At 72.4% G+C, this 25,796-nt stretch carries 22 protein-coding genes and 3 pseudogenes; 10 read left to right on the plus strand and 15 right to left on the minus strand.

Going from position 1 to position 25,796, the window contains the following annotated elements:
* Window positions 1-5 precede the first annotated feature (5 nt).
* Window positions 6-2,249, minus strand: coding sequence for a glycoside hydrolase family 9 protein (locus tag MKW14_RS05700; RefSeq protein WP_240859378.1), 2,244 nt, complete (start codon window positions 2,247-2,249; stop codon window positions 6-8).
* A 148-nt stretch (window positions 2,250-2,397) separates the two neighbouring features.
* Window positions 2,398-5,496, minus strand: coding sequence for a glycoside hydrolase family 2 TIM barrel-domain containing protein (locus MKW14_RS05705; RefSeq protein ID WP_240859380.1), 3,099 nt, complete (start codon window positions 5,494-5,496; stop codon window positions 2,398-2,400).
* Between the two features lie 256 nt (window positions 5,497-5,752).
* Between MKW14_RS05705 and MKW14_RS05710 the strand changes: the two genes are divergently transcribed.
* The gene (locus MKW14_RS05710) at window positions 5,753-8,131 is read left to right on the plus strand and encodes a SpoIIE family protein phosphatase (RefSeq protein ID WP_240859383.1); all 2,379 of its coding nucleotides are present in this window, start codon (window positions 5,753-5,755) and stop codon (window positions 8,129-8,131) included.
* 4 nt (window positions 8,132-8,135) lie between these two features.
* On the opposite strand, the gene MKW14_RS05715 is transcribed toward MKW14_RS05710, so the two are convergent.
* Window positions 8,136-8,705, minus strand: coding sequence for an RNA polymerase sigma factor (locus tag MKW14_RS05715; protein WP_240859384.1), 570 nt, complete (start codon window positions 8,703-8,705; stop codon window positions 8,136-8,138).
* A gap of 19 nt (window positions 8,706-8,724) precedes the next feature.
* Between MKW14_RS05715 and MKW14_RS05720 the strand changes: the two genes are divergently transcribed.
* The 3 genes from MKW14_RS05720 (at window position 8,725) to MKW14_RS05730 (ending at window position 12,233) form a co-directional block, all read left to right on the plus strand.
* Entirely contained in the window at window positions 8,725-10,095 is a 1,371-nt protein-coding gene (locus tag MKW14_RS05720; protein WP_240859386.1) for a serine/threonine-protein kinase, read from the plus strand.
* 112 nt (window positions 10,096-10,207) lie between these two features.
* Window positions 10,208-10,900 (plus strand): DUF4232 domain-containing protein, encoded by a 693-nt coding sequence (locus MKW14_RS05725; RefSeq protein ID WP_240859388.1) that lies wholly within the window; start codon window positions 10,208-10,210, stop codon window positions 10,898-10,900.
* 82 nt (window positions 10,901-10,982) lie between these two features.
* Window positions 10,983-12,233, plus strand: coding sequence for an arsenic transporter (locus MKW14_RS05730; protein ID WP_240859661.1), 1,251 nt, complete (start codon window positions 10,983-10,985; stop codon window positions 12,231-12,233).
* Between the two features lie 10 nt (window positions 12,234-12,243).
* Here MKW14_RS05730 and MKW14_RS05735 read toward each other — a convergent pair whose 3' ends face one another.
* Both MKW14_RS05735 and MKW14_RS05740 read right to left on the minus strand, forming a co-directional pair.
* Window positions 12,244-14,157, minus strand: a complete 1,914-nt coding sequence (locus tag MKW14_RS05735; RefSeq protein ID WP_240859390.1) for a ricin-type beta-trefoil lectin domain protein — start codon at window positions 14,155-14,157, stop codon at window positions 12,244-12,246.
* Window positions 14,158-14,548: 391 nt separating this feature from the next.
* Window positions 14,549-15,394: a helix-turn-helix domain-containing protein gene (locus tag MKW14_RS05740; RefSeq protein ID WP_276618637.1), complete on the minus strand. Its 846-nt coding sequence runs from the start codon at window positions 15,392-15,394 to the stop codon at window positions 14,549-14,551.
* On the opposite strand from MKW14_RS05740, the pseudogene MKW14_RS05745 reads away from it, so the two are divergent.
* Window positions 15,332-15,574 (plus strand): annotated as a pseudogene (locus tag MKW14_RS05745) (phytanoyl-CoA dioxygenase family protein); the annotation flags it as partial. The gene MKW14_RS05740 and the pseudogene MKW14_RS05745 sit on opposite strands and share 63 nt — an antisense overlap.
* A 16-nt stretch (window positions 15,575-15,590) precedes the next feature.
* Here MKW14_RS05745 and MKW14_RS05750 read toward each other — a convergent pair.
* The 3 genes from MKW14_RS05750 to MKW14_RS05760 form a co-directional block, all read right to left on the minus strand.
* A complete protein-coding gene (locus MKW14_RS05750; protein WP_240859392.1) occupies window positions 15,591-16,562 on the minus strand; it encodes an aldo/keto reductase in 972 nt (323 codons plus the stop codon).
* Between the two features lie 70 nt (window positions 16,563-16,632).
* Entirely contained in the window at window positions 16,633-17,166 is a 534-nt protein-coding gene (locus MKW14_RS05755; protein WP_240859393.1) for a flavoprotein, read from the minus strand.
* Window positions 17,167-17,208: 42 nt separating this feature from the next.
* Entirely contained in the window at window positions 17,209-17,670 is a 462-nt protein-coding gene (locus MKW14_RS05760; protein ID WP_240859396.1) for a nuclear transport factor 2 family protein, read from the minus strand.
* A 136-nt stretch (window positions 17,671-17,806) separates the two neighbouring features.
* Here MKW14_RS05760 and MKW14_RS05765 point away from each other — a divergent pair, with 136 nt between their 5' ends.
* Complete coding sequence (locus MKW14_RS05765) at window positions 17,807-18,358, plus strand: TetR/AcrR family transcriptional regulator (protein WP_240859663.1); 552 nt, start codon at window positions 17,807-17,809, stop codon at window positions 18,356-18,358.
* A 3-nt stretch (window positions 18,359-18,361) separates the two neighbouring features.
* On the opposite strand, the gene MKW14_RS05770 is transcribed toward MKW14_RS05765, so the two are convergent.
* From MKW14_RS05770 to MKW14_RS05780, 3 genes and pseudogenes are all read right to left on the minus strand, one after another.
* A complete protein-coding gene (locus MKW14_RS05770) occupies window positions 18,362-18,568 on the minus strand; it encodes a ferredoxin (protein ID WP_208778277.1) in 207 nt (68 codons plus the stop codon).
* Between the two features lie 13 nt (window positions 18,569-18,581).
* A complete protein-coding gene (locus MKW14_RS05775; RefSeq protein ID WP_240859397.1) occupies window positions 18,582-19,781 on the minus strand; it encodes a cytochrome P450 in 1,200 nt (399 codons plus the stop codon).
* A 165-nt stretch (window positions 19,782-19,946) separates the two neighbouring features.
* Window positions 19,947-20,129, minus strand: a pseudogene (locus tag MKW14_RS05780) (nuclear transport factor 2 family protein); the annotation flags it as partial.
* A 143-nt stretch (window positions 20,130-20,272) separates the two neighbouring features.
* Here MKW14_RS05780 and MKW14_RS05785 point away from each other — a divergent pair.
* Complete coding sequence (locus MKW14_RS05785) at window positions 20,273-20,725, plus strand: nitroreductase family deazaflavin-dependent oxidoreductase (protein ID WP_240859399.1); 453 nt, start codon at window positions 20,273-20,275, stop codon at window positions 20,723-20,725.
* A 100-nt stretch (window positions 20,726-20,825) separates the two neighbouring features.
* Here the strand turns inward: MKW14_RS05785 and MKW14_RS05790 are convergent, their stop codons facing one another.
* On the minus strand, window positions 20,826-21,794 hold the full coding sequence (locus MKW14_RS05790; RefSeq protein WP_240859401.1) for a cation diffusion facilitator family transporter: 969 nt from the start codon (window positions 21,792-21,794) through the stop codon (window positions 20,826-20,828).
* A gap of 98 nt (window positions 21,795-21,892) precedes the next feature.
* Between MKW14_RS05790 and MKW14_RS05795 the strand changes: the two genes are divergently transcribed.
* Both MKW14_RS05795 and MKW14_RS05800 read left to right on the plus strand, forming a co-directional pair.
* Window positions 21,893-22,903, plus strand: a complete 1,011-nt coding sequence (locus MKW14_RS05795) for a glutathione S-transferase family protein (RefSeq protein WP_240859403.1) — start codon at window positions 21,893-21,895, stop codon at window positions 22,901-22,903.
* 17 nt (window positions 22,904-22,920) lie between these two features.
* On the plus strand, window positions 22,921-23,223 hold the full coding sequence (locus MKW14_RS05800; protein WP_240859404.1) for a DUF4235 domain-containing protein: 303 nt from the start codon (window positions 22,921-22,923) through the stop codon (window positions 23,221-23,223).
* 15 nt (window positions 23,224-23,238) lie between these two features.
* On the opposite strand, the gene MKW14_RS05805 is transcribed toward MKW14_RS05800, so the two are convergent.
* The 3 genes and pseudogenes from MKW14_RS05805 to MKW14_RS05815 form a co-directional block, all read right to left on the minus strand.
* Window positions 23,239-23,631 carry a VOC family protein gene (locus tag MKW14_RS05805; protein WP_240859406.1) on the minus strand — a complete coding sequence of 131 codons (393 nt, stop codon included), beginning with the start codon at window positions 23,629-23,631 and terminating at the stop codon, window positions 23,239-23,241.
* 80 nt (window positions 23,632-23,711) lie between these two features.
* Window positions 23,712-24,176: a pyridoxamine 5'-phosphate oxidase family protein gene (locus MKW14_RS05810; RefSeq protein WP_240859407.1), complete on the minus strand. Its 465-nt coding sequence runs from the start codon at window positions 24,174-24,176 to the stop codon at window positions 23,712-23,714.
* 28 nt (window positions 24,177-24,204) lie between these two features.
* Window positions 24,205-24,450, minus strand: a pseudogene (locus MKW14_RS05815) (hypothetical protein); the annotation flags it as partial.
* An 86-nt stretch (window positions 24,451-24,536) separates the two neighbouring features.
* Here MKW14_RS05815 and MKW14_RS05820 point away from each other — a divergent pair.
* Window positions 24,537-25,772 (plus strand): PucR family transcriptional regulator, encoded by a 1,236-nt coding sequence (locus tag MKW14_RS05820; RefSeq protein WP_240859409.1) that lies wholly within the window; start codon window positions 24,537-24,539, stop codon window positions 25,770-25,772.
* Window positions 25,773-25,796: the final 24 nt, after the last annotated feature.

The following is a 25,796-nucleotide window of genomic DNA, read 5'->3' on the forward strand; positions in this document are numbered from 1 at the left end:
CGACGTCAGCCCTGGTCCGCGACGAAGGAGGCCATGCGGGCCAGGGCCGCGTTCCAGTTGATCGCGGTCTCGTTGGTCGACCAGGACTGGATGTCGTCGATGTAGCAGAACTGACCGACGCAGCCCTGGAGTCTGCTCTGTGCGTAGGGGTCCTGGATGGAGGAGTTCGGTCCGCCCGCGAGGGTCCCCCTCGGCGGGTTCGGCAGGTTCGGGTCGAGTTCGTGCGCGTACCAACGGCTGTGCTCGTTGTGGGAGTTGACCTCGCCGTAGCCGGTGACGTACGAGATGTTCAGGGCGTTGCGGCCGAGGATGTAGTCCATGCTCTGCGTCGCCCCGTCCCGGTACTTCGAGGCGCCGGTGATGTCGTACGCCGTGGCCAGGACGACCGCGTTGTTGAGGACCTGGGCGCTGGAACCCCAGTCGTAGACGTTGTCGACGGGGGCGTAGGGCATCCCGTACGGCTGGGACGTGAGCGTGGCCAGATAGCGGTCGGCGCCCTGCACGACGGACTGGCGCAGCTTGTCCCGGCCGGGCAGCTTGCTGGGCACCGTGGCCAGGTCGAGCCGCCCCGCCGCCGCCGTCCGGCCCCAGTCGAAGCCGAGCGGGCCGAAGATGTCGGCGGTGTTCACGGGCGAGGTGCGGACGTGGTCGGCGAACTGCTTCTCCCCCGTGGTGAGATACAGCTCGGCCGCCGCCCAGTAGAACTCGTCGGTGGCGTTGGTGTCGTCGTAGGTGCCGCCTCCCGTGCCGTCGCTGGCGGAGGCGTACATCGCGGGGTGGGCGAGCGCGGCGGTCCACGCCTTGCGCGCGGCGGTCAGGGCCTTCGCGGCGAACGCGCGGTCGTAGGGCCGGTACAGGCGGGCCGCCTGGGCGGCGGTGGCGGCCAGGTTGAGGGTGGCCTGGGTGGACGGCGGGTGCAGCTCACGCTTCTGCGGGTCGTCGCTGGGCAGCAGGGGCAGGCCCGTCCACTGCTCGTCGTGGACCTTGTGGTGGGCCATCCCGGCCAGCGGCCGGCCGTCCGGCACCTGCATCCTCAGCAGGAACTCCAGTTCCCAGCGCGCCTCGTCGAGGATGTCCGGCACCTTGTCGCCGCTCTCCGGGAGGGCGAGGGTGCCGTCGCGCAGCCTGCCCGACTCCCCTGTGCGGGCGAGCAGTTCGCGTTCGTAGGTGCTCAGCAGCTCCCAGGTGGCGATGCCGCCGTTGACGACGTACTTGCCGTGGTCGCCCGCGTCGTACCAGCCGCCGGTGACGTCGAGGGTGTAGTCGCACACCCCGGGCTGACAGGGGACGTTCGAGTCGCCCCGGTTGGGCGGGACGTCGACATGGCCGGCGGGCCTGCCGTAGCCCGGGCGCAGGTCGTCGCGGATCGCGATGCCGCTGCGCTGGGTGTAGTAGTACTTCAGCGAGTCCAGCCGCAGCTGCTCGTAGTCACCGGTGCCGATGTCGAAGGGGCGGCTGGTCTCCCCGTCGGCCACCAGCGTGAAGCCCTTGCCGGGCTTGCGGTAGGCGCCGAAGTCGATGGAGTGGACGTTCTGCCCGGAGGAGACGTCGACCCCGCGCGGCACGCTCCAGCCGTGGGCCACGGTGGTTCCGCCGGCGTTCCTCAGCTGCCAGGGCAGGCGGGTGGTGGCGTCGGTGACGAGGGTGGCGTTCTTCGGGCCGGAGGGCAGATAGCCGACCTGGTTGACGCGTACCCGCGGTCCCGTGTCCGGGTGGTACACCTCCGGCGGCACCCCGCCCAGCAGCGACACGTCGTCCAGGCACATCCGCCAGGCGTCCGCGCTGCCGCCGGCCTGGAAGGCGACCTGCGCCTGGGCGGTGTCGACGGGCGAGGTGAAGATGTAGGAGTAGGTGTCCCCGGAGACGATGAGCTGCGGGCTGATCTCGAAGTACGTGTCGTACGGCGACACCTGGAGCCCCACGATCGCCCGCACCACATGCCCGGCGGGCGCACCGGAGGCCTTGAAGGCGAACCGGTACGACTCCCCCTTCACCAGGGTGACGTCGTTCTGGCCGACGGCCGCGTCCCAGCGGTTGGCGGTGCCGCCGGGGACGTCCGCGCAGAGCTGCCCGTCGGACAGGCCCGCGGTGACGTTGCTCGTCGTCCACCAGGGGGCGGTGGTGGTGTCGAAGGCGCCGTTCTTGAGCTGCTCCACCTCATCGGCCGCCGCCGGGCCGGCGGGCAGCCCGGTGAGGGTCGCGCCCAGCAGGGCGGCCAGGGTCAGCAGGACGGTTCTGCGTCGTTTCACGTCTGGGCTCCTCGGGTGGAGGGGCGGGTCACGCTCACCAACGGATGGGAGCGCTCCCAGATGCGGACGCAGCTCATGTTTGTTCGCGCCATGACACTCCGTCAACGGTCCGGACGGGACGGGTTCCCGTCCGGACCGTCGCCCGGGGTCAGCCGGCCGGTACCTCCAGCTTGCTGATGCGCACCGCGCCCGCGGCCGTACCGGGGTGCGCGCTGGTCATCGTCAGCCGCAGCCGGGAGCCGCCGGCCGGGTCGAAGGTGATGATGGTGGGCACGTCCGAGGCGGTGGCCCAGTCGGTCGACGCCCCGGTCACCGGCACATACGCGTGCCCGTTCCACACCGCGGCCTCGACGGAGGCGGGCAGACTGTGGGTGGCGTCCACGGTGAAGGACACCTCCACCCGGCCGAGGTTCCGGGTACGTCCGAAGTCGACGGAGACCCAGTCCTCGGTCCGGGCCCCGTTGAAGGCGGGCAGCAGGGCGGTGGCCGACTTGGCGAAGGCGTTGGACCAGCCGGTGGCGGGGTCGCCGTCGAGCATCGCGGCGGGGAGGGTGTCCGGGCGGCCGGAGTAACTGGCGTCCGCGTACGGATAGTTCGGGGGTGCCGGGTAGTCGGGCTGGAACGCCGGGGCCGGGGTGGCCGCCACCGAGCGGGCGGGCGTGGTGCGCACGGTCGCCGTACCGGTCCGCAGACCCGCCACCCGCGCGGTCACCTTCAGGGAACCGGGCCTGGTCCCGGAGCGGACGATCGCGAGGGCCTTGCCGTGGAAGGCGGTCCGGGTGGTGGCCTGGTAGCGCTCGGCGCTCTCCTCGCGCCCGTTGTCGAGCCCGGCCAGCGAGCCGCCCCGCACGTCGAAGGTGATCAGATGCTCGGCGTCGGGCACCACCACGCCCCGCGCGTCGACGATCTCCGCGGTCACGAACACCAGGGAACGCCCGTCCGCGGCGAGCGGGTCGCGGTCGGCGGTGAGGCGTACCGCGTGCGCCGCACCCGCCGTGCGCAGCACATCGGTGGCGACCACCTTGCCGTTCCGCCGCGCCACCGCCTTCAGCTCGCCCGGCGCGTACGGCACCTTCCAGGTCAGGTGGAGCTTGCCCGCGCTGCCGTTCGGGCTGGTGTAACTGCCCGGATAGGGGCCGCCGGTGAAGGTCTTGTCGTCGCCGGTGGCCTCGGTGGTCTCCAGATAGGTGCGGCCGTCGGTGGTCGTCTTGGGGTCGAAGCTCCGGGTGCCCAGGGACGTCCCGTTGAGGAAGAGCTCGACGGTCTCGACGTTGGCGTACGCCCACACCTCGACCGTGTCGCCCTCCTCGTGGTTCCAGGTCATCGGCAGCAGATGGACCATCGGCTCGTCGACCCACTGGCTGCGGAAGAGGTGGTACATGTCCTTGGGGAAGCCGGCCGTGTCGACCGCTCCGAAGAAGGAGGCCTTCACCGGGAAGACGTCGTACGGGGTCGGCTCGCCGATGTAGTCGATGCCGGACCACAGGAACTGCCCGGCGAACCACTTGCGGTCGCGGTCCTTCTTGTGGCCGTACTCGCCGCTCATGGTCCAGGAGGCGAGGTTGTTGTCGTAGGAGGAGACCTCCCGCCTGCCCGGCGTGTGGTTCTCGCCGGTGTTGAGGTGCTCGGGCTCCTGGTAGGTGCCGCGCGTGGAGGTCTCCGAGGAGGACTCCGACTCGAACAGGAACAGCTTCGGGTACCTCGCGTGCAGTGCGTCCACCGACTTGGCGGTGTTGTAGTTGAGTCCGAGGCCGTCCAGCTTGGCGAGCATGAGGTCGGCCGCGGAACCGGCGGCGGGCACGGAGTGGTACTTGTTGGAGCCGATGACGACCGGCCGCGTGTCGTCGGCCGCCTTGATCGCGCCGATGATCCGGTCGGCCATCGCGAGGCCCGCGGTGGAGGTGGAGTCGGGGATCTCATTGCCGATGGACCACAGCACCACGGCCGGTGAGTTGCGGTGCGCGAGGACCATCTCGGTGGCGTCCTTCTCGCACCACTCGTCGAAGAACCGGCCGTAGTCGTACTTGGTCTTGCCGGTCCGCCAGCAGTCGAAGGCCTCCACCATCATCACGATGCCCAGCTCCTCGCAGACCTGGACGATCTCGGGCGAGGGCGGGTTGTGGGAGGTGCGGAAGGCGTTGACGCCCATCGACTTCATGATGGTCAGCTGTCTGCGCACCGCGTCGATGCTGATCGCGGAGCCGAGGGCGCCCTGGTCGTGGTGGAGGTCGACGCCCTTGATCTTGGTGTGGGCGCCGTTGAGGGAGAAGCCCTCGTCGGGGTCGAAGCGGTACGCGCGGATGCCGAAGGTGGTGCGGCAGGTGTCGACGGTCCTGCCGCCGACGCGCAACTCGGTCTCCAGGGTGTAGCGGTGGTGCGGAGTCGCGAAGTCCCACAACTTCGGCTTGGGGACGGTGAGTTCGTGTGTCTCCGCGGCCCTGTCGGTGACGCTGGCCGTGGTGGCCGCGCGGGCGACCGTACGGCCGGAGGGGTCCTTCACCGTCGAGCGGATCTCCACCTCGCTCGTGGCGCCGGACTCGTCGACCACCGAGGTCCGGGCCCGTACGACGGCCCGCTCGCCGCTGATGTCCAGCGTGGTGACGTACGTGCCCCAGCGCTCCACGTGCACCGGCTCGGTGATGACCAGACGGGCCTCGCGGTAGATGCCGCTGCCGGAGTACCAGCGGCTGCTGGGCAGCTGGTTCTGCACCTTGACCGCGAGCACGTTCTCGGTGCTGCCGTCGGTGTGCACGAGACCGGTCAGATCGAGGGCGAAGCCGGTGTAGCCATAGGGGTGGCGGCCGACCTGGGTGCCGTTGCAGTAGACGTAGGAGTCCATGTACACGCCGTCGAACTCCACCGAGATCCGCTTGCCGGCGAAGGCGGGCGGCAGGGTGAAGGCCAGCCGGTACCAGCCGAGGCCGCCGGGGAAGAAGCCGGTGCCGCTGGTGGTGCCGTACTGGGTGGTGGGGGTCTGTTCGATGCTCCAGTCGTGCGGAACGGCCACCTCGCGCCAGGCCGAGTCGTCGTAGCCGGGGTCGGGGGCGTTGGCGTAGGCACCGGTCGGATCGGTGATGCCGCCCGGGTTGACCAGCGCGAAGCGCCAGCCGTCGCGCAGCGTGACCGTGTGCCGGCCGGACGCGCCCCCGGCCGCCTCGGCGGCACGGGCCGCCGGGGTGGCCAGGAGCACTCCGGCCGCGGGTGCGGCGGTGGAGGCGAGCAGTACCGATCTGCGAGTGACCGTCATGGCGGCTCTCCCTCATCAGGGCCCAGAAGTACTCACAACTCATCGTGAACAAACAGATTCTGACGGGCCGCCACTCACGCCCGTCAAGGGTGCGGACCGCCGTTCTGCCCCACGGGCCACAACGACCGGAAACGGCCCTTGACGATGGCTCACGCACCGACCGGGGGGTTCCCGTCCGCGGCGCAGGGCGACGGACTAGGCTGGAACTCAAGTGACTCACCGGTTCACTGTGAGTGTTCGCGATGGAGTGGCGGCGATGGACCCGGAGTATCCGTTCGACGATGCCGCGACGGCGCGGGTCGCCGTCGACGACTCCGGCACGCTGGTCTCCTGGAACGCGGGCGCGGAACGGCTGCTGGGCTGGCCGGCCGGCGAGGTGCTGGGCCGCCCCGCCCGGAGTCTGCTGGCCGACGGCACGGACGTGCCGTGGCCCCCCGACAACCCGCGCTGGCACGGCACCGTGATCCTGCGCCACCGGGACGGACGCGAGCTCTCCAGATGGCTGGTCGCCCACCATCGCCGAGCCGAGGACGGCAGGCCGGGCCGCTGGCTCGTCTTCAGCCCGCTGAACGGCGGTGGCCCGCCCTCCCCTGACGACCCGCTGGCCACGGCGGCCCTCATCCAGTCACCCTGCGCGGTCGCCGTCTACGACGAACGCCTGCGGCTGCGCCGGATCAACGACGCCATGGCCGAGGTCATCGGCCTGCCCGAGGAGCGCATCCAGGGGCTGCGGCTGTCCGAGATCGGCGGGAGACCGGAGAGCGACCGGCTGGAGGCCGACATGGTGCGGGTGCTCGCCTCCGGTCGGGCGGCCGACGTCCAGACGTACATGCGCACCGGCGGCGAGGCCACCGCGCACGCGTGGCTCGCCCGGATGGCGCCGGTCACGGACGCCGAGGGCCGGGTGCGGGGCGTGTGTCTGGCGGCGCACGACTTCACCGACAACTACCTCGCCCGGGAGCGGCTGCAGCTGGTCAACGAGGCCAGCGTGCGCATCGGCACCACCCTCGACGTCACCCGCACGGCGCAGGAACTGGCAGACGTCTTCGTGCCCGCGCTGGCCGACCTGGTCAGCGTCGACCTGCTGGACCTCCAGGAACACGGCGGTGAACCCCCGCCCCGGCTCAGCGCCCCGATCGCCCTGCGCCGGGCCGCGCACCTCTCGGTCAACCCCGGTACACCCGAGGCCGTCCTCAAACCCGGGCAGACGGAGCACTACCCCGACGGCTCGCCCCAGGCCGACTCGCTGGTCGCGGGCCGCACGATCGTCGCGTCGGTGTCCGAGGGCGCGCTCGACCAGTGGCTGAGCTGGCACAAGGCGCGCGCCGACCGGGTCAAGGAGTACGGCATCCACTCCACGATGTCCGTGCCGATGCGGGCGCGCGGGCTGACCCTGGGCGTCGCGGTGCTCACCCGCTTCCGGCGGCCGGACCCCTTCACGGCCGACGACGTGCTGCTGGCCGAGGAGATCACCACCCGGGCCGCCGTCTGCATCGACAACGCCCGCCGCTTCTCCCGCGAGCGTGAGACCGCCCTCGCCCTGCAGCGCAGCCTGCTGCCCCGCTCGCTGCCGCGCACGGCCGCCGTGGACGCCGCCTCCCGCTATCTGCCCGCCGCGCGGGCCGGGGTGGGCGGGGACTGGTTCGACGTCATCCCGCTGTCGGGGATGCGGGTCGCCATGGTCGTCGGGGACGTCGTCGGCCACGGCATCCAGGCCTCGGCCACGATGGGCCGGCTGCGCACCGCCGTACGCACCCTCGCCGACATCGACCTGGCCCCGGACGAGCTGCTCACCCATCTGGACGACCTGGTGGTACGGCTGTCCGCGGAGTCCGGCAGCGACGGCACCGGCGAGGTCGGGGCGACCTGTCTGTACGCGGTCTACGATCCGGTGTCGCGGCGCTGCACCCTGGCGCGGGCCGGGCATCCGCCGCCGGTCGTGCTGTCGCCCGGGGGCGAGCCGCAGCAGGTCGAGCTGCCGGCCGGGCCGCCGCTGGGCCTGGGCGGCCTGCCGTTCGAGTCCACGGAGCTGGAGCTGCGCGAGGGCAGCGTGCTGTCGTTCTTCACCGACGGTCTGATCGAGACCCGCGAGCGGGACGTCGACGCCAGTCACCGGCTGCTGTGCGACGCCCTGGCCGGGCACGTGGACTCCCTGGACGAGACGTGCGACCGGATCCTGCACGCCCTGCTGCCGCCGGGCGGCGCGCCGGACGACGTGGCCCTGCTGCTGGCCCGTACCCGTGGGCTGCCCGCCGCCCGGGTGGCGACCTGGCACATCCCCGCCGACCCGGCGCTGGTGGCGCCCATCCGCAAGCAGGTCGTCGAGCAGCTGGACACCTGGGATCTGCAGGAGGCGGCGTTCACCGCGGAGCTGGTGGTGAGCGAGCTGGTCACCAACGCGATCCGCTACGGCGCCCACCCCATCCGGCTGCGGCTGATCCACGACGAGTCCACGCTGATCTGCGAGGTGTCCGACACCAGCCACACCGCCCCGCATCTGCGCCGCGCCAAGACGTGGGACGAGGGCGGCCGCGGTCTGCTGCTGGTCGCCCAGCTCACCCAGCGCTGGGGCAGCCGGCACACCGGCGAGGGCAAGACGATCTGGGCGGAGATCGGCCTGCTCGCCGAGGACTGAGCGCTCAGCCCCGGTCCGTCAGCCAGGGACGGACCCGGCGGCGGGCCTCGTGCAGGCGTGACTTGAAGGTGCCGAGCGGGATCCCGGCGCGCTCCGCGGCCTCCGCGTACTCCAGTCGGCAGATGTCCCGGTAGACCAACGGCTCGACCAGCTGCGGGTGTTCGCGCTCCAGCCGCTCCAGGGCCTCCAGCAGGTCGATCCGGGAGCCGGCGATCACGCTCGTGGTGCGGGGGTCGACGGACCGGTCGGCGTCGAGGGGAGCCGGCTGCTCGGCGGACCGCCGTTTGAGCTCCCGGTACTTCTGGCGGCAGCAGTTGGCGACGACCGTGTGCAGCCAGGTGCTGAAGCGGCTGCGTCCCTCGAAGGTGTTGATCTTCCGGGACAGCTGCAGCAGGACGTCCTGGGCCGCCTCCTCGGCGTCCTCCCGGCAGGGCAGGAAGCGGCCGCAGCGCCTGAGGATCTCGGGCCGGATCGCCTGGAGCAGTTCCTCCAGCGCCGCCGGGTCGCCCGCGGCGGCCAGACGGGCGAGTTCCTCGGTGGGCACGACCAAGTGCTCGGCTCGGGATCGATCCACGTCCAGGCATGATAGTCGTATGCACTCCGTGGAGCGGATCGGGCGCTACCGCCTGGAACGACGCCTGGGCACGGGCGCGTTCGGCACGGTCTGGCTCGCCCACGACGACGTGCTGCGAGCACCCGTCGCGGTCAAGGTCCTCGCCGACAACTGGGCCCACCGCCTCGATGTGCGCGAGCGCTTCCTGGAGGAGGCGCGGATGCTGCGCCGGGCGGGCTCCGAGCGGGTGGTGCAGGTCTACGACATCGGTGAACTGCCCGACGAGCGGCCGTACTTCGTCATGGAGTACGCCGACGGCGGCACCCTCGCCGACCTGGTCGCCGACGGTCCGCTGCCGGTCCCCGAGGCGCTGCGGCTGACGGCGCTGGCCGCCCGGGGCGCGGCGGCGCTGCACGCGGCGGGGATCGTGCACCGGGACATCAAGCCGACCAATGTGCTGCTGTCCGGGAGCGGTCCGCGGGTGCTGCTCGCCGACCTGGGGCTGGCCAAGAGCCTGGCGCAGGCGTCCGGACTCACCCTGGCCGCGGGCTCGGCGGGCTACCGTCCGCCGGAGCAGGCCGAACCCGGGGCGGGGATCGACGCGCGGGCGGACGTGTACAGCCTGGGCGCGGTCGGCTACCACCTGGTCACCGGCACGGTGCCGGGCGAGCCCGGCAAGGTCGTACCGCCCGACCGGCTGCGCCCGGACCTGGACCCGGCGGTCCGGCGCGCTCTGATGCGGGCGCTGGAGCCGGACCGGGAACGGCGCTGGCCCACCGCTCAGGCCTTCGCCCAGGAACTGGAAGGGCTCACCTCGACGGATCGACGGCCCCGGCGGCACCGCCGGGCCCTCGCCGTCACCGGTGTGGTGGCGGTGGCCGCGGCCATCGGGGTGATTCCGGCGCTGGTCCACCGGTCCGCACCGGCGTCCGCCGTGCGGGTCACCGACACCGGCGGGCGGGTCACGGCCGAGGTCCCCGCCTCCTGGGACCGTCAACTGCGCGACTCGGGCTGGGATCCGCGGGCGCTCGGCCTGCCCGGCGGGCACGAGCCGGGGTTCGCCGTCGCGGACGACCTGGCGCGGTGGCCGGACCTCGCGGCGCCGGTGAACGGCGCGTTCGTCGGCCTGAGCGAGCACGGGGACCTCACGGCCGCGGTCGACGCCCTCAGCCACCCCGGCTGCCACTACGACGGCGGCCACCCCTACACAGGCACGGCCTGGCACGGCAGGGTCCGTGTCTGGAGCCACTGCTCCGGCCGGCCGGGGACGGTCACCGAGGCCGCGCTGGCACCGGCGGACGGCGCCGGACAGCCCCGGGTGTACGTGCAGATCCGTACCCACGGCAAGGCCTCCGCGGCCGACCGCGTGCTGGCCTCCGTGCGCGTCACGGGCCGGCAGGGCGCACCCTGAACACGCGCGAACTTTTTCGTCCGGGCGCGCATCGGACCTGTATGACGGGGCACAGAGCGCCGTACGCACCCGCTGTGGCGGGTGCGGACAAACTCCGGGAGTGTTGAGGACCATGGCGAACAAGTCCCCCTCCGTCCACCGGGCGGCCCTCGTGGCGGGCTCGGCCCTGCTGCTGGGCACGCTGACGGCCTGCGGCAGTGGCGGTGCCGGCGGCGCGAGCTCTCCGCAGACGCTGAGCGGCACGGCCGCGCCGGCCACCGGCGGCGCCACCACCGACTCGGCGAGCGCGTCCGCCACCGCCTCCGCCACCGCACCGGGCGGCACGGCCGGTGAGGCCACCCTCACCGTGTCCAAGCCGCCCTCGCAGCCCGCTCCGGCCGCCGCCAAGAGCCGCTGCCACACCTCCGAGCTGCGGGCGAGCGTCGGGCGCAACGACCCCGGCGCCGGACAGGAGAACTTCCCGGTCGTGCTGACCAACACGTCCTCGCGCACCTGCACGGTGCGGGGCTATCCCGGTGCCGCCTTCCTCGACGCGTCGGGCAAGCAGCTCGGCCCGGACCCGGTGCGCGAGTCGGGGACGCCCACGACCGTGACACTGGCGCCCGGCAGGAGCGCCTGGGCCGGGATGACGTTCTCCAACCCCGGCGTCAGCGGCGCCCACGCCGCCACCCCAGCGGCGCTGCTGGTGACCCCGCCGGACGAGCGGGACCCGTTGAAGGTGACGTGGACGGGCGGTCCGGTGCCGGTCTCCGGGAACGCGTCCTCCGTACGCCTGATGGTGTTCGCCCCCGGCACGGGCCCCTGAACAGCGGGGTCCTGACAGGCCTCTTACCGGGGCCTGCTTTCATGGAGCCCTCCTGCCGCGCGTCGCCCTGAAGGACCCTGCCCTGAACACCCCGCTCGCCGAAGCCCTCTCCGCCGTTCTGCTCGCCGCCGTCCTCGGCTTCGCCGTCGTCCGCCCGAAGGGGCTGCCCGAGGCGGTGCTGGCGGTGCCGGCGGCGGGGATCGTGATCGCCACCGGTGCGATCTCGCTGGACCACGCCCGGGAGGAGGCGGCGCGGCTCGGCCCGGTCGTCGGCTTTCTGGCGGCGGTGCTGGTGCTGGCCCACTTCTGTGACGTCGAGGGGCTGTTCCAGGCGTGCGGGGCGTGGACGGCCCGCTGGGCGGCCGGGTCGCCCGGGCGGTTGCTGACCGCGGTGTTCGTGCTGGCCTCGGTGATCACCGCGGTGCTCAGCCTGGACGCCACGGTGGTGCTGCTGACGCCGGTGGTGTTCGCGACGGCCGCCCGGGCGGGCGTACGGGCCAGGCCGCATCTGTACGCGTGCGCCCATCTGTCGAACACCGCCTCGCTGCTGCTGCCTGTGTCCAACCTGACCAACCTGCTGGCGTTCGAGACGAGCGGGCTGAGCTTCACCCGGTTCGCCGCGCTCATGGCGCTGCCGTGGGTGGTGGCGATCGGCGCCGAGTACCTGGTCTTCCGGCGCTTCTTCCGTGACGACCTGAGCGCCGCCGCCCACTCCCCAGAGCCCGGCGAGACGCCCGAGCTGCCGCTGTTCGCGCTGATCACCGTCGCATGCACGCTGGCCGGGTTCGTGGTCGCCTCGACGCTCGGCGTGGAGCCGGTGTGGGTGGCCACCGCGGGCGCGCTGGTGCTGGCCGGCCGGGCGCTGGTACGGCGGCGCGCCACCCCGCTTGCGGTGGTGAAGGCCGCCTCGCCCGCGTTCCTGGCGTTCGTGCTGGCGCTCGGCGTCGTGGTGCGGGCGGTGGTGGACAACGGGCTCGCCAAGGCGCTCGGCCATGTGGTGCCCACCGGTTCGGGGCTGCTCGCGCTGCTCGGGATCGCCGCGCTGGCCGCCGTCCTCGCCAACCTGATCAACAATCTGCCGGCCGTGCTGGTCCTGCTGCCGCTGTCGGCGGCGGCCGGACCCGGCGCGGTGCTGGCGGTGCTGCTCGGGGTGAACATCGGCCCGAACCTGACCTACGCCGGGTCCCTGGCGACGCTGCTGTGGCGGCGTATCGTGCACCGGCACGGGCACGACGTGCACCTCGGGCACTTCACCCGGCTCGGCCTCGTCGCCACTCCGGCCGCGCTGGTGTCGGCCGTGGCGGCGCTGTGGCTGTCGCTGCAGGTGGTCTGAGGCTGGGCGGTCAGTTGCGGCCGCTTCCGCGGCCGCCCCAGCCGTACCCGCCACCGTTGCCACCGCCCGAGCCCTGGCAGTAGGCGGGGTTGTAGTAGCAGTACGGGTTCGAGGGGTACGAGGTCGACGGCGTTGGCTGGGCGGTGGTCGGCTTCGCGCTCGGCGTCGGTGTGGCGGTCGGGGTACTGGAGGCCTTGGGGGCGGCCTTCTTGACGGACGGGGACGGCTCGGCGCTGGTGTCCGCGTCCCAGTTGACGACCTGCATCTGCAGGTCGGCGCGGGAGGTGTCGAACGCCCAGCGCTGGGCGTCGGTGTCGTCGCGGGTCTTGACCACGAGCGCGCCGGAGCCGTCGGTGGCGGCGGGGCTCAGGGCCAGGTTCTGGTTCCAGCGCGGCACGACGGTGCCCTGGAGGGTGAAGTCGTAGCGGATGTTCTTCGGGTCGCCGCCCGTGCACGGGGCGAGCTGCACCGAGTAGGCGAGATGGGAGTCGAGGCAGAGCTCGGGGTCGGCGACACTGCGCAGCCGGCCGTCCGTCTCGTACGCCCACTGCTGGCCGGTGGCCGAGGAGCAGGTGGCGAGTTCGGTCTCGGCGCCCTGGACGACCTTCTTGCCGATGACGGCGATGCACAGACCGGAGTCGAGGTTGTGCAGCCGGCCCTGCACGTCGCCCTGCGCGGCCTCGGCGGCGCTGATCCAGGAGGGGTGGCCGGCGGCGGTGCTCGGCCCGGGGTCGGGGGTCGGGGAGGCGTGGCCCCCGGCGGTCGGGGCGTGGTCGCCGCCGGAGCCGAGGACGGACCACAGGACCAGCGGGAGGACGACCAGTCCGCTCACGGTCAGCACGGCCGCGGTGAGGTTGCGGCGGCGGGCCGCGGCACGCCGTGCGGCCTTCTGCGCCGAGCGGCGGGAGGCGGGACGGCTGCCCGGCGCGGGGTCGGCGGGGGCGCCGGCCGCCGGGAAGGCCTCGCGCGTGCGCATGAACGGCGTGCCCGGCGTCGTGAAGGACTCGCCCGCCATGGCGAACGACTCGCCCACGATCCCCTGGGGCTTCGGCGGCCGGGCCTCGGCGGGCGGCGGGGTGCCGTCCCGCAGGGGACCGGCGATCCGGGACTGCACATAGGCCTGGGCGCCCCAGCCCAGGACCGCCTCGGCCAGCGCCAGGCCGAGGCCGTGGTTGAACTGGGCCAGCTGGTCCGCGGTGTGCCGGCAGTGCGTGCAGCGCGCGAGGTGCGCGGCGAGGTCGGGGTCGACGTCGATGCCGCCGCGCCGGTAGGTGACGTCCAGCATCCGCAGATAGCGCCGGCACTCCTGCTCGGGCGCGAGCTCGCGGTGGACCTGCAGGCACTCCTCGCGCAGCCGGTCGCGGGCCCGCCCCAGTTCGACGCGCGCGTCCTCCACCTCGAGACCGAGCAGCCCGCCGGGTATCTCCAGCGGTTCGGCCTCCACCTCCACGTGCCACAGCACGCAGCGCAGCGACTGGGGCAGCCGCTGGAACGCGCCCGACAGCAGGCGCCGTTCGGCCGAGGGCAGCAGATGGGCGGCGAGACGGTCGCCGCCCTCGGCCGCGGAGCGCAGTTCGGGGTGGAGGTGTTCGCGGCGGTGGTCGTTGTCCCACTCGGCCGCGATACGGCGCACGGTGACGAGGAGTTGGGGCCGCCAGGCGGAGGTGGGGCCGTTCTGCCGCAGGGTCTCGCCGAAGAGGCGGGTGAACGCCGCGGTGGTCAGCATGCCCGCGGCGGGAGCGCCGTCGGTGCACAGCCGCGCGTAGGCGAACCCGGCCTCCCAGTGCCGGTCGAGGAGCTCACCGACGGGCTGCAGCGCGGGCGTCGTCCCCGTCCACTTCTTGAGTTCGGCACTCAGTTGCTCGTCCGTCACCTCGAACCGACGGGCAGACGTGGGGGAATTCGACAGGCCGGCGTCTTTCACGGCTGCGTTCCTCTCGGGGCATGCGCATAAAGTCCATACCAACTGGTATGGGGACCCGCCGACAAGGCGACGGGATCCACTCGTACGGGTTCGGCATCCCGAACGTCCGCCGGAGACAGCTCTTTTGAAGCTCGGGAACGAACGGGAGTCGCCTCGCGCGCACAGTGAATACGTGCGTTTTCTGTGCGCCGACGACGCACACCTTTTCACAGGTCAGCAAAGCGGAACAAGGGATCTCGCGGTTTTGTGCGGTGCGTGTGGGGCACCCGGTTTTTGACGAATCGTCAATCCGGGGAAGAGATTTCCCGCCCCCGGGCCGAAACGCCGGACGACAACCATTGAGCGACCTCCCCCACCACACGCGCCGCCGGTCGCGCCGGCGTACGCCGGTTCACTCCCCAACCATTGGGCCGCTCGCCCGGTATGTGCCGGGCGGCACACCGTAGCGGGCGCGGAAGACGCGGTTGAAGTGGAAAGGGCTCGCGAACCCCGAGACCGCGGCCACCCGCTCGACCGAAAGGTCGCTGCCCTCCAGCAGCCGGGCGGCGTGCCGCAGCCGCGCCTCGCGCAGGGCGCGCATCGGGGACTGGCCGAGCTGCTCGGTGAACAGATGGGCGAGCCGGGAGGGCGAGAGGGAGACGCTCGCGGCGAGCGAGCGGACGGTGTGCGGGGCGGCCGGGTCGGCGGCGATCAGCGCCTCGGCCCGGCGCACCCGGGCGTCGGCACCGGCGGCGGGCGCGGCCGGGCGCGCGCCGGCGGCCGTGAGCAGGACGACCTCCTCCAGCGCCGTCAGGGCGAGTTCCCGGGCGGCGGTGCCGTGCGCGACGGCGACCCGGTCGTCGTCCGGCGCGGCGGCGGGCGGCGCCTCGGTTCCCGTCCAGCGGGCGTCGGCGAGCATCCGGCGGAACGCCGCCTCGACGCGGCCGTGCAGTGCGGACGGGGTCGGTGTGACGGCGTACAGCCCGTCCCCGGTGCCGTACGGGCGCAGCCACGGCGTCCAGGAGGGCCGCGCCTGGCAGTGCGCCCACCAGAACCGCCAGCCGGGGGCGCCCGGTTCGACGCCGTACTGGTGGCCGACGCCCGGGGCGAGCACCACCAGGTCCCCGGCGCGGGCGGCCACCTCCGCGTCGCCCTGCCGCAGCCGGCCCCGGCCGCCGGTCGTCCAGGTGAACAGCCAACTCCTCTGGCGCCGGGGGACGTCCTGTTCTTCAACGGCAGCCTGGTGCACGGCTCCCAGCCCAACGGCACGGCCGACCGGTTCCGCCGCTCGTTCATCGGCCACTACGTGGGCCGCTCGGCGGAGCGCATCGGGGTGTACTACCGCACGCTGACGATGAGCGGCGAGCCCGTACGGCTCGCCGAGAGCGAGGGAGCGGGCCCCTGCGGCACGGAGTTCGCGCCGCAGGGGCCCCACTGACCGGAAACTCCGCCGGTCAGCTGTGTCCGATGATCGGGTGCGGGGTGTAGGGCTGCTGGAGTTCCTCGATCTCCTTGTCGCTGAGCTCGAGTTCGACCGCGGCCACCGCGTCCTCGATGTGGTGCGGCTTGGCGGCTCCGACGATCGGGGCCGCCACCGTGTCCTGGTGCAGCAGCCAGGCCAGGGCGACCTGGGCGCGCGGCACACCCCGGTCGTCGGCGATGCGGGTCACGGCCTCGACGACGGTGCGGTCGCTGTCCGGGTACAGACGGCTGCCGAAGTTGTCGCCCGCGCTGCGCTCGGTGACCGTGCCCCAGTCCCGGGTGAGCCGGCCCCGGGCCAGCGGGCTCCAGGGCAGCACGCCCACGCCCTGGTCGGCGCAGAGCGGCAGCATCTCGCGCTCCTCCTCGCGGTAGAGGAGGTTGTAGTGGTTCTGCATGGACACGAACCTGGTCCAGCCGTGCCGCTCGGCGACGTACTGCATCTTGGAGAACTGCCAGGCGAACATCGAACTGGCCCCGATGTAGCGGACCTTGCCCGCCTTGACCACGTCGTGCAGGGCCTCCATGGTCTCCTCGACCGGGGTGTGCGGGTCGAAGCGGTGGATCTGGTACAGGTCGACGTAGTCGGTGCCGAGCCGGCTGAGGCTGTGGTCGAGCTCGCTCAGGATCGCCTTGCGGGACAGGCCGGCGCCGTTGGGGCCGGGCCGGGTCCGACCGTGCACCTTGGTGGCGAGCACGATCTCGTCGCGGTTCGCGAAGTCGCGCAGCGCCTTGCCGACGATCTCCTCGCTGGTGCCGTCCGAGTAGACGTTGGCCGTGTCGAAGAAGTTGATCCCGGCGTCCAGCGCCTGCCGGATCAACGGCCGGGACGCCTCCTCGTCGAGCGTCCACTCGTGCGTGCCTCGGTCGGGCAGGCCGTAGGTCATGCAGCCCAGACAGATCCTCGAGACGTCCAGGCCCGTCGAACCGAGCTTCACGTACTGCATCGTTGCCGCTCCTGCCTTCGGTTTGGGGTACCCGAGGGGAGCGTACGTCGTCGTGCCGGAGGGCTGAACGTCAGCGCCGACCGAGCAGGTCCAGCGCCGTCTCCCAGCCGAACTCCGGGCGCACGCCGTCCTCCCCGACCTCCCCGGAGTACGGCTCGCCGAACCGGACGCCCATGCCGCGCAGCCGGACCAGGCTGTCCTGGTAGGCGGGATGGGCGGCCAGGGCGTCGGCCACGCACGGGAGGACGGCGACCGGGACGCCGAGGCCGTAGGACTCGCAGAGGGTGGCCACGGCGAGGGTGTCGGCGAGGCCGGCCGCCCACTTGTTGACCGTGTTGAAGGTGGCCGGCGCGACCACGACCGCGTCCGGGGGCGGAAAGGGGCGCGGGTCGCCGGGGGTGCGCCAGGCGGAGCGTATGGGGCGGCCGGTGCGCGCCTCGACGGCCGCGGTGTCGAAGAAGCCGTTCATGGCGACCGGGGTGGCGATGACGCCGACCTCCCAGTCCCGTTCCTGCGCGGCGGTGATCAGCCTGCCCACGTCCGCGGCGATCCCGGCGGCACAGACGACGACGTAGAGGAAGGGCCTTTGGGCCTGTTCGGTCACGCCGAGACCCTACTGAACGGGGAGCCCTGCCGAATGGGAGCCCTACTGAAGCGGGAAGCTCTCCCCGCGTTCGGCCTCGGGGCGCGGGCCGTGGATGCGGCGCTCCTTCTCCTCGATGGGGACGTCGTTGATGCCGGCCTCGCGCCGGGTCATCAGGCCGTGCTCGTCGAACTCCCAGAGCTCGTTGCCGTAGGAGCGCCACCACTGGCCGTCGGCGTCCCGGCACTCGTACTGGAAGCGGACGGCGATGCGGTTGCCGTCGAAGGCCCACAGGTCCTTGCGCAGGGCGTAGTCCAGCTCGCGCTCCCACTTCGCGGCGAGGAAGCGGACGATCTCGGCGCGGCCGGTGAGGAAGGTGTCGCGGTTGCGCCAGACCGAGTCCTCCGAGTAGGCGAGCGCCACCTTGTGCGGGTCGCGGGTGTTCCAGGCGTCCTCGGCGGCCTGGACCTTCTGCGCCGCGGTCTCGCGGGTGAACGGGGGCAGGGGCGGGCGGTCGCCGGACATGGGTCCTCCTCGGCGGTTGGGCGGGCAGCAGCGGTGGAGAACGAGCGTTCTCCGGGCCGGCTGCTACCGTAGGAGAACGCTCGTTCTCACGTCAAGGAACGCCACACAGGAGGAGGTCGTGCCCCGCATGGCCGTCATGGACAGCGCAGTCGCCCGGGAGCAGGCGCTGGACGCCGCCGAGGAGTTGTTCTACGGGCGGGGCGTCCAGGCCGTCGGCATGGACGACGTCCGGGGTGCCTCCGGGGTCTCCCTCAAGCGGCTCTACCAGCTGTTCCCGGCGAAGGAGCAGTTGGTGGAGGCGTATCTGGAGCGGCGGGACGTGCGCTGGCGGGACCGGCTGGCGGGGTTCGTGGCGCGGCGCGAGGACCCCCGGGAGCGGATCCTCGCGGTGTTCGACTGGCTGGAGGAGTGGTTCGGCGAGGACGGCTTCCGCGGGTGCGCGTGGATCAACTCCTACGGCGAGCTGGGCGCCACGTCGTCCCGGGTGGCGGCCCAGGTGCGGGCGCACAAACAGGCCTTCCGCGGCTACCTCGCCGGTCTGGTGGCGGACGCGGGACTGCCCGGCACGCTGGCCGGGCAGCTGTTCCTGCTGGCGGAGGGCGCCATGGTCACCGCGGGCATAACCGGGCAGACCGAGCCCGCCCGCGAGGCCCGCGAGGCCGCGCGGCTGCTGGTGCGGGCCGGCTGAGCCTCACCCCTCGGCCACGGTGATGGCGCTCACCGGGCAGGCGCGGGCGGCCTCCCGGACCATCGGGTCGCCGCCGCCGTCCTCGCGGCCCGGCAGCAGCGTGCTGAAGCCGTCGTCGTCCTGGGTGAAGACCTTCGGGGCGGCGAGGGCGCACTGGCCGGCGCCGATACAGACGTCCCTGTCGATCTCGATACGGGTGTCGGTGTGCATGGCCTCGAGCCTCTTACCAGGTCACGGGGAGTTCCAGCATCCCCTGGACGGTGTCGCCGGGTTTGAAGGGGATCTCCTCGGGCGGGGCGGCCAGACGCAGTCCGGGCAGCCGGTCGAAGAGGCTGTGCAGGGCGATCTCCAGCTCGGCCCGGGCGAGGTTCTGGCCGAGGCACTGGTGGATGCCGAAACCGAAGGCGACGTGGTGACGGGCGGGGCGGTGCCAGTCGAGGGTGTCGGGGGCGGGGTAGACGTCCGCGTCGCGGTTGATGACCGAGGTGGAGAAGACCACGCCGTCACCGGCCCGGATGGTCGTGCCGCCGGCCTCGATGTCCTCCGTGGCCCGGCGCAGCAGCCCGTCCGCGATGGACAGCAGACGCATCAACTCCTCGACGGCGTCCGAGAGCAGCCCCGGATCGGCGCGCAACTCGTCCAGGCGGTCGGGGTGTTGGAGGAGGGTGAAGGTGCCGAGCGAGATCATGTTGGCGGTCGTCTCGTGACCCGCGACCAGCAGGATGGTCGCGAACGCGATGACTCCCCGGCGGTCCAGCACGCCCTCGCGCAGCTGCCGGTGGACGAGTTCGTCCAGCACCCCGTCGCCGGGCTCGGACTGCTTCTGCTTGCGGTCGATCAACTCCTCGAAGTAGCCGTCCAGTTGGCCGCGTGCGTCCTGGACGTCCGTGACGGCGGGGCCGCGCAGCAGACGCCGTGACTGCGCCTCGAAGAAGTCGTGGTCCTCGTAGGGGACGCCGAGCAGTTCGCAGATCACCATCGACGGCACGGGGAGCGCGAAGGCGCTCACCAGCTCGGCGGGCGGCCCCTTCTCGGTCATCGCGTCCAGCAGCCCGTCGACGATCCGCTGGATCCGCGGCCGGAGTTCGGCGGCGCGACGGAGGGTGAAGCTGGGCACCATCATGCGCCGCTGGGCATGGTGCTCGGGGTCGTCGACGCCGAGCAGCGCGACCCTCCGGTTCTTCACGGCCGCGACGCGCTCGGTGGTCGCGGGGAAGCCGGGATGGTCGCGGTCGGTCGACAGGCGGGGGTCGGCGAGCAGTTGGCGGGCCAGGGCGTGTCCGGTCACCAGCCAGGCGGGACGGCCGTCGTAGAGGGTGACGCGGGCGAGCGGGCGGGTGGCACGCAGGGGGTCGTAGCCGGTGGGCGGGTGGTAGGGACAGGTCCGGTCCTGGGGGAAGGCCACAGGTTCCGTTTCCGTCATGGAAGACCTCGCAGACGATGAGTGCGTCGTGCAGATCTTCATTAGATGCCCGGGGCATCTATGGGGCGACGAACAGTTCGGCCAGATCGGTGACGCGGGGATTCTGGCCGAGGATTGTCGCTCCGGCCGAAGCTGCCCGGTGGTGATCGCGGACCGGTCGGCTCCTCAGCCGAACGCCCGGCTGACGGCGAGGCTGTCCTCGTGGACGTGGTGGCGGGTGACACGACCGTCCGCCGACGTGAGGTGCGGCGCGAACCTGGCCTGATAGGGGCGCCCCGTGGGCCTGGCGGTCTGCCGGATCTCGCCGAGGGCGACGGCGGGCTCGCCGTCGACCAGGATCCGCTCCAGCACGTCCCGGAGCGCGCGGCGACGCGGATCCGAGAGGCAAGGGTGTGGTTCCGCAGGCCGTGCGATAGGGATGAACCATGCGGGCACCTGTGTTGAAGCACGGTGCCGGTCGAGCACCAGAACACGACGATGGGACGGATGCCATGCCTCTCGAGGGCGAGTACGTACCGAGTCCGGAGCAGTGGGTTCGCGAGCAGGTGGAGCTGTACGAGAGCTCCGGTGGCACGAAGGGCACGACCCTGATGGACACCGGGATGCCCGTCATCGTGCTGACCACCCGCGGCGCGAAGAGCGGCAAGATCCGCAAGACGCCGCTGATGCGTGTCGAGCACGGCGGACGGTACGCGGTGGTGGCCTCCAAGGGCGGCGCTCCCGAACACCCCGTCTGGTACCACAACGTCAAGGGCGATCCCCATGTGGAACTCCAGGACGGGCCGGTGAAGCGGGACTACACGGCCCGTGAGGTGACCGGCGCGGAGAAGGACGAGTGGTGGGAGCGTGCGGTTGCGGCCTATCCGCCGTACGCCGACTACCAGAAGAAGACCGACCGGGAGATCCCGCTGTTCGTGCTGGAACCGGACGACTCGAACGGGTGATCCGCGCCCGGCCCGCTCGCCGGTGCACCGGTCCGGAAAAAACTCGGGGAAATTCTCCGGGAAGGGACGCATGGTCCGGCGAGTGCCGGGCACGCGTGCGTCAGGCCCCGCCGCGCTCCCCCGTCGCGGCGGGGCTTTCCCGTGCCTCCTCGGCCGGCCGGTCGGTGATGTCGAGGAAGATCTGGTCGGCCTCCGGCACGCTGGTGGCCACGGACCGCTTGATGCGTACGGCGACCTCCTCGACCCGTTCGCTGTCCAGTCCGGGCACCAGGTCGACACGGGCGGCGACCAGGGCCTTGTCGAGGCCGGTCTTCATGGTGAACAGCGCCTCCACGCTGTCGATCTCGGGCTGCGCCTCCAGCACCTCCCGGATCCGGTCGGCCGACTCCGGGTCGGCGGCCTCTCCGATCAGCTGGTCGCGTGCCTCCCGGCCCAGGTGGTAGGCGACGTACACGAGCAGCGCGCCGATCACGATCGAGGCCGACGCCTCCCAGGCCACCTGCCCGGTGACCATGTGCAGCGCCATGCCGACGGCGGCCACCGTCACACCGAGCACCGCCGTGCCGTCCTCGGCGACCACCGTGCGCAGCGCCGGGTCGCGCAGGCCGCCCCTGCCGCCCTGCCGGCGCACCTGGTGCAGGGCGCGCAGCAGGGAGGCGCTCTCCGCGAGGAAGGCGACGCCGAGCACGATGAGGCCCGCCACATAGCCGCTGGTCTTCTCCTCGGCGCCGTTGCGGAACGCCTCCACGCCCTGGAAGAAGGAGAAGCAGCCGCCCATCACGAAGATGCCGACGGCCGCCAGCAGGGACCAGAAGAAGCGCTCCTTGCCGTAGCCGAAGGGGTGGCGCCGGTCGGCCGGCCTTCGGCTGCGGCGCAGCGCGGCCAGCAGGAAGACCTCGTTGAGGCTGTCCGCCACCGAGTGCGCCGCCTCCGACAGCAGGGCCGGCGATCCGGCGATCAGGCCGCCCGCCGCCTTGGCCGCCGCGATCACGAGGTTGGCCGCGAGCGCCACGAGTACGGTGACGCGTGTCCTTCGGTCCGCCTGGTTGTCCGAGGATGTCCTACTCACCTTCGCCGACTGCCCCTGACGGTTCGGATCACACCGTGCGGGCGGCGGAATTCGGGGAACGCGGTTGTCAGAGCACCGGCGCAGCGGAAGGAGGAGGCATGGGCGGGGGCAACGAGGCGTACGGCAGGAAGGCCTTCAAGCGGTCCAAGAGCCATTTCACGGACCGGATCACCGCGGACGCCCGGGACGGGTGGCCCGTGGAGGCGGGACGTTACCGGCTGGTGGTCAGCCGTGCCTGTCCGTGGGCGAGCCGTGCGGTGATCTCGCGCCGGCTGCTGGGCCTGGAGGGCGCGCTGTCGATGGGCATCGCCGACCCGATCCAGGACGACCGCAGCTGGCGCTTCACCCTCGACCCCGACGGCCGAGACCCCGTCCTCGGCATCCACTTCCTCAGCGAGGCCTACGACCGGCGGGAGAGCGGCTACCCGGGCGGGGTCAGCGTCCCCGCGATCGTGGACGTACCCAGCGGGAAGCTGGTGACCAACGACTACCAGCAGCTCACCCTGGACCTCGCCACCGAGTGGACGGCCCTGCACCGCCCCGGCGCGCCCGACCTGTATCCGCACGCCCTGCGCGACGAGATCGACACGGTGATGGCGGACGTCTTCGAGGACGTCAACAACGGGGTGTACCGGGCGGGTTTCGCCAACGGCCAGGAGGAGTACGAGGCGGCCTGCGCCGGGGTCTTCCGGCGGCTGGAGCTGCTGGTGCCGCGGCTGGAGCGGCAGCGGTACCTGGTCGGGGACACGATCACCGAGGCGGACATCCGGCTGTTCACCACGCTGGTGCGGTTCGACGCCGTCTACCACGGCCACTTCAAGTGCAACCGCTGGAAGCTGACGGAGAATCCGGTGCTGTGGGCCTACACCCGCGACCTCTACCAGACGCCCGGCTTCGGAGACACCGTCGACTTCGATCACATCAAACGGCACTACTACCAGGTGCACACCGGTATCAACCCGACCCGGATCGTGCCCCTGGGCCCGGACCTGTCCGGCTGGCTGACGGCCCATCACCGCGAGGAGCTGGGCGGCCGGCCGTTCGGTGACGGCACCCCGCCGGGGCCCGTGCCGGCGGACGAGCGGGTCGCCGTGACCGGGCGCCTCTGACGACGAAGGAGTAGGACATGGCCAAGAAGAAGAAACTGAAACTGCCCCTCGCCTACAAGCCGCTCGGTTTCGCGCTCGGCTGGGTGAGCGGATCCCTCGCGGGCCTCGCCTTCCGCAAGACGTGGATGGCGATCCGGCACGAGGAGGAGGCGCCGGACGCGCTGGACAAGGACCGCGGCTGGGGGGAGATCCTGCTGGCCGCCGCGGTGCAGGGCGCGATCTTCGCGGTGGTGCGCAGCGCGGTGGACCGCGGCGGCGCCAAGGCCATCGAGCGCTCGACCGGCGTCTGGCCGGCCGCCGACGACGGCGGCCGGGACTGACGCGGACGCGGTGCCTCAGCCCTGCTTCGGGGCGGTCGGCGTGGTGCGGCGCAGGGTGAAGGAGTGGCCGGACGGGTCGGCGTACCCGCGTTCCTCGTACGGCCCGGCGGGGTCCTTGGTCTCCAGCGGGCGCCCGCCGAGCTCCACCACCTTGCGCTCGACCGCGTCCAGGTCCGTCACGAGGAAGTCCAGGTGCGCCTGGAGCGAGTTCTCCGGGCGCGGCCAGCTCGGCGGGGTGGCGTTCACATCGCGGCGGAACGCCATCCGGGTGCCGTCGGCGCTCCTGAGCTCCACGCGGTTGGCGGTCGCGTCCGTCTCCTCCGCCTCCAGCAGTTCCTTGTAGAACACGGCGAGCTTCTCGGGCTCGGCACAGTCGAGCACGATGTAACCCGCTTCGACCAGTGGCATGTCTCCTCCGAAGGGTCCCGGGCGCGGGGCAGGTCGTGTCCCGCCGCCCTCTCCCTGTCGGATATCCCGCGCCCGCCGATTCAGTCGGCGACCAGCCACTCCCCGTCCCGCATCACGTCCCGTCCCTGGAGCTCGTCGGCCTCCCGCCAGGCCTGGACCCGGCTCGGGCGGATACGGAAGTACAGGTACGGCGTGGACAGTTGACGCGGGTCGAAGCCCGTCCTGGCCGCGAAGAGGTCGCCCTCCTCCTGGCTCAGCTCCGCCTGGGACAAGGTCAGGACGGTGCCCTCGACCATCACGACGTCCCGGGTGGGGCCGATCCCGACGCGCGCGGTGCCGGTCGCCCGCAGATTGCGGCCGGTGGGGCTGGCGGCGGGCGTCGCCAACAGCAGGGTCTCGCCGTCCCAGCGGTAGGACAGCGGTACGAGGTACGGCGCTCCTCCTGCGGCGCCGGCGCTGGCGACCCAGGCGTCGACGTCGTTCTCCAGCCGGTGCAGGGTGTCCTTCCTGCGCTGCTCGGGGGTGCGCGGGGCGGGTGCGGTCATGGTGCGGCGGGCCTCCTCGCGGTCCTGGTCAACTGGTCTGTCCAGTGTGGCCGGTGATCGTCCCCGGCGCCCGCGTTTCCGCGAGCCGGGCCGCCGCCGCGTCCAGCAGCAGGTCCAGGGCGGCCGGGTAGGCGCTGCGCGCCATGTCGGCGACCAGATGGCGGGCGCTCGCGGCGCTGTGCGGGTGTGTGGCCGTCGGCAGCCGGGCGTACGTCGCCCGCCACACGGCCCGTTCCGCCTCCCGGGCCGCCTTCGGCAGGGCGGCGCTCGCGGTCCGTTGTCGCGGGCCGACAATTCGCGGGTCCATGACTGTCCGCCGGTGATGAGCGCCGCCGTGTTACCGGCGGGTATCGTCGCCGGATGCCGAAGAGAGCCGCTGTGACCGAGGACGATCCGGGCGGCCCGTTCAACGCCCTGCCACCGGACCTGCACCGCCATCTCAGACCCTTCTTCGCCGACATCGCGGAGGAGGTCGTACGAGCCATCCAGACCGAGATCCCCGAGTACGCGCGGCCCGCCGACGACGCGTATCTGCAGGGGGTGCACCGGGGTGTGGACCACGCCCTGCGGGGGCTGCTGGAGCGGATGGCCGAGCCGGACACGGACTGGGAGCCGGTGAAGGCGACGTACCGGCGCATCGGCCGCGGGGAGGCGGAGGAGGGCCGCAGCCTCGACTCGTTCCAGTGGGCACTGCGCCTCGGCGCCCGGGTCACCTGGCGGCGGGTGAACGCGCTGGTCGACGCGGACCTGCTGCCGCGCAACGTACTCGCGGCGTTCGGCGAGGCACTGTTCCTGCACCTGGACGAGATGGCGGCCGCGACCACGGCGGGCTACACGGAGGCGCGGCTGCGCGAGGCCGGCGAGCTGCAGCAGCGCAGGTCGCGGCTGGTCGACCTGCTCACGGCCGATCCCCCGGCCTCCGCCGAGGCCATCGCGGAGCTCGCGCACAGCGCGCGCTGGCCGGTGCCGCGGGCGCTGGCGGTCGTCGCCGTCGACCAGGGCCCGCGGCGCGTCCGGCAGCCCATCGTGGCGCCGGAGTTCCTGTCCCGGTTCGACGTCACACCGGCCGTGGTGGTCGTACCGGATCCGGAAGGCCCGGGCCGGGCGCGGGCGGTGGCCGCGGCGCTGCACGGGCTGCGGGCGGCGATGGGGCCGACGGTGGCCCTGCACGAGGGTGCGCGGTCGCTGCGCTGGGCGGCCCAGGGGCTGGACCTGGTCCGCCGGGGTGTGCTCCCGGACGCGGAGATGGTGCGCTGCCAGGACCATCTGGCGACGCTGCTGCTCCTGCGCGACGACACCCTGATCGACGCCCTGGCCGCACAGCGGCTGCGACCGCTGAAGCGCATACGTCCGCCGCAGCGCGAGCGCCTTGCCGAGACCCTGCTGAGCTGGCTGCAGTGCGGGCACAACGCGAGCGAGGTCGCGGTGCGGCTGGCCGTACACCCGCAGACCGTGCGCTACCGGCTGCGGCAGCTGGACGATCTCTTCGGCGCCCAACTGCACGACAGGGCGGTCCAGTTCGAGATGCAGCTGGCGTTGCGGGCGCTGGAGCTGCGCGGGGGCGCCATGACTTCCTGGACGGATGTCCAGCTATAGTGGACACCTGTCCAGGAAGTCGGT

The sequence above is a fragment of the Streptomyces gilvus genome (assembly GCF_022513565.1).
GTDB classification, from domain to species: Bacteria; Actinomycetota; Actinomycetes; order Streptomycetales; family Streptomycetaceae; genus Streptomyces; species Streptomyces gilvus.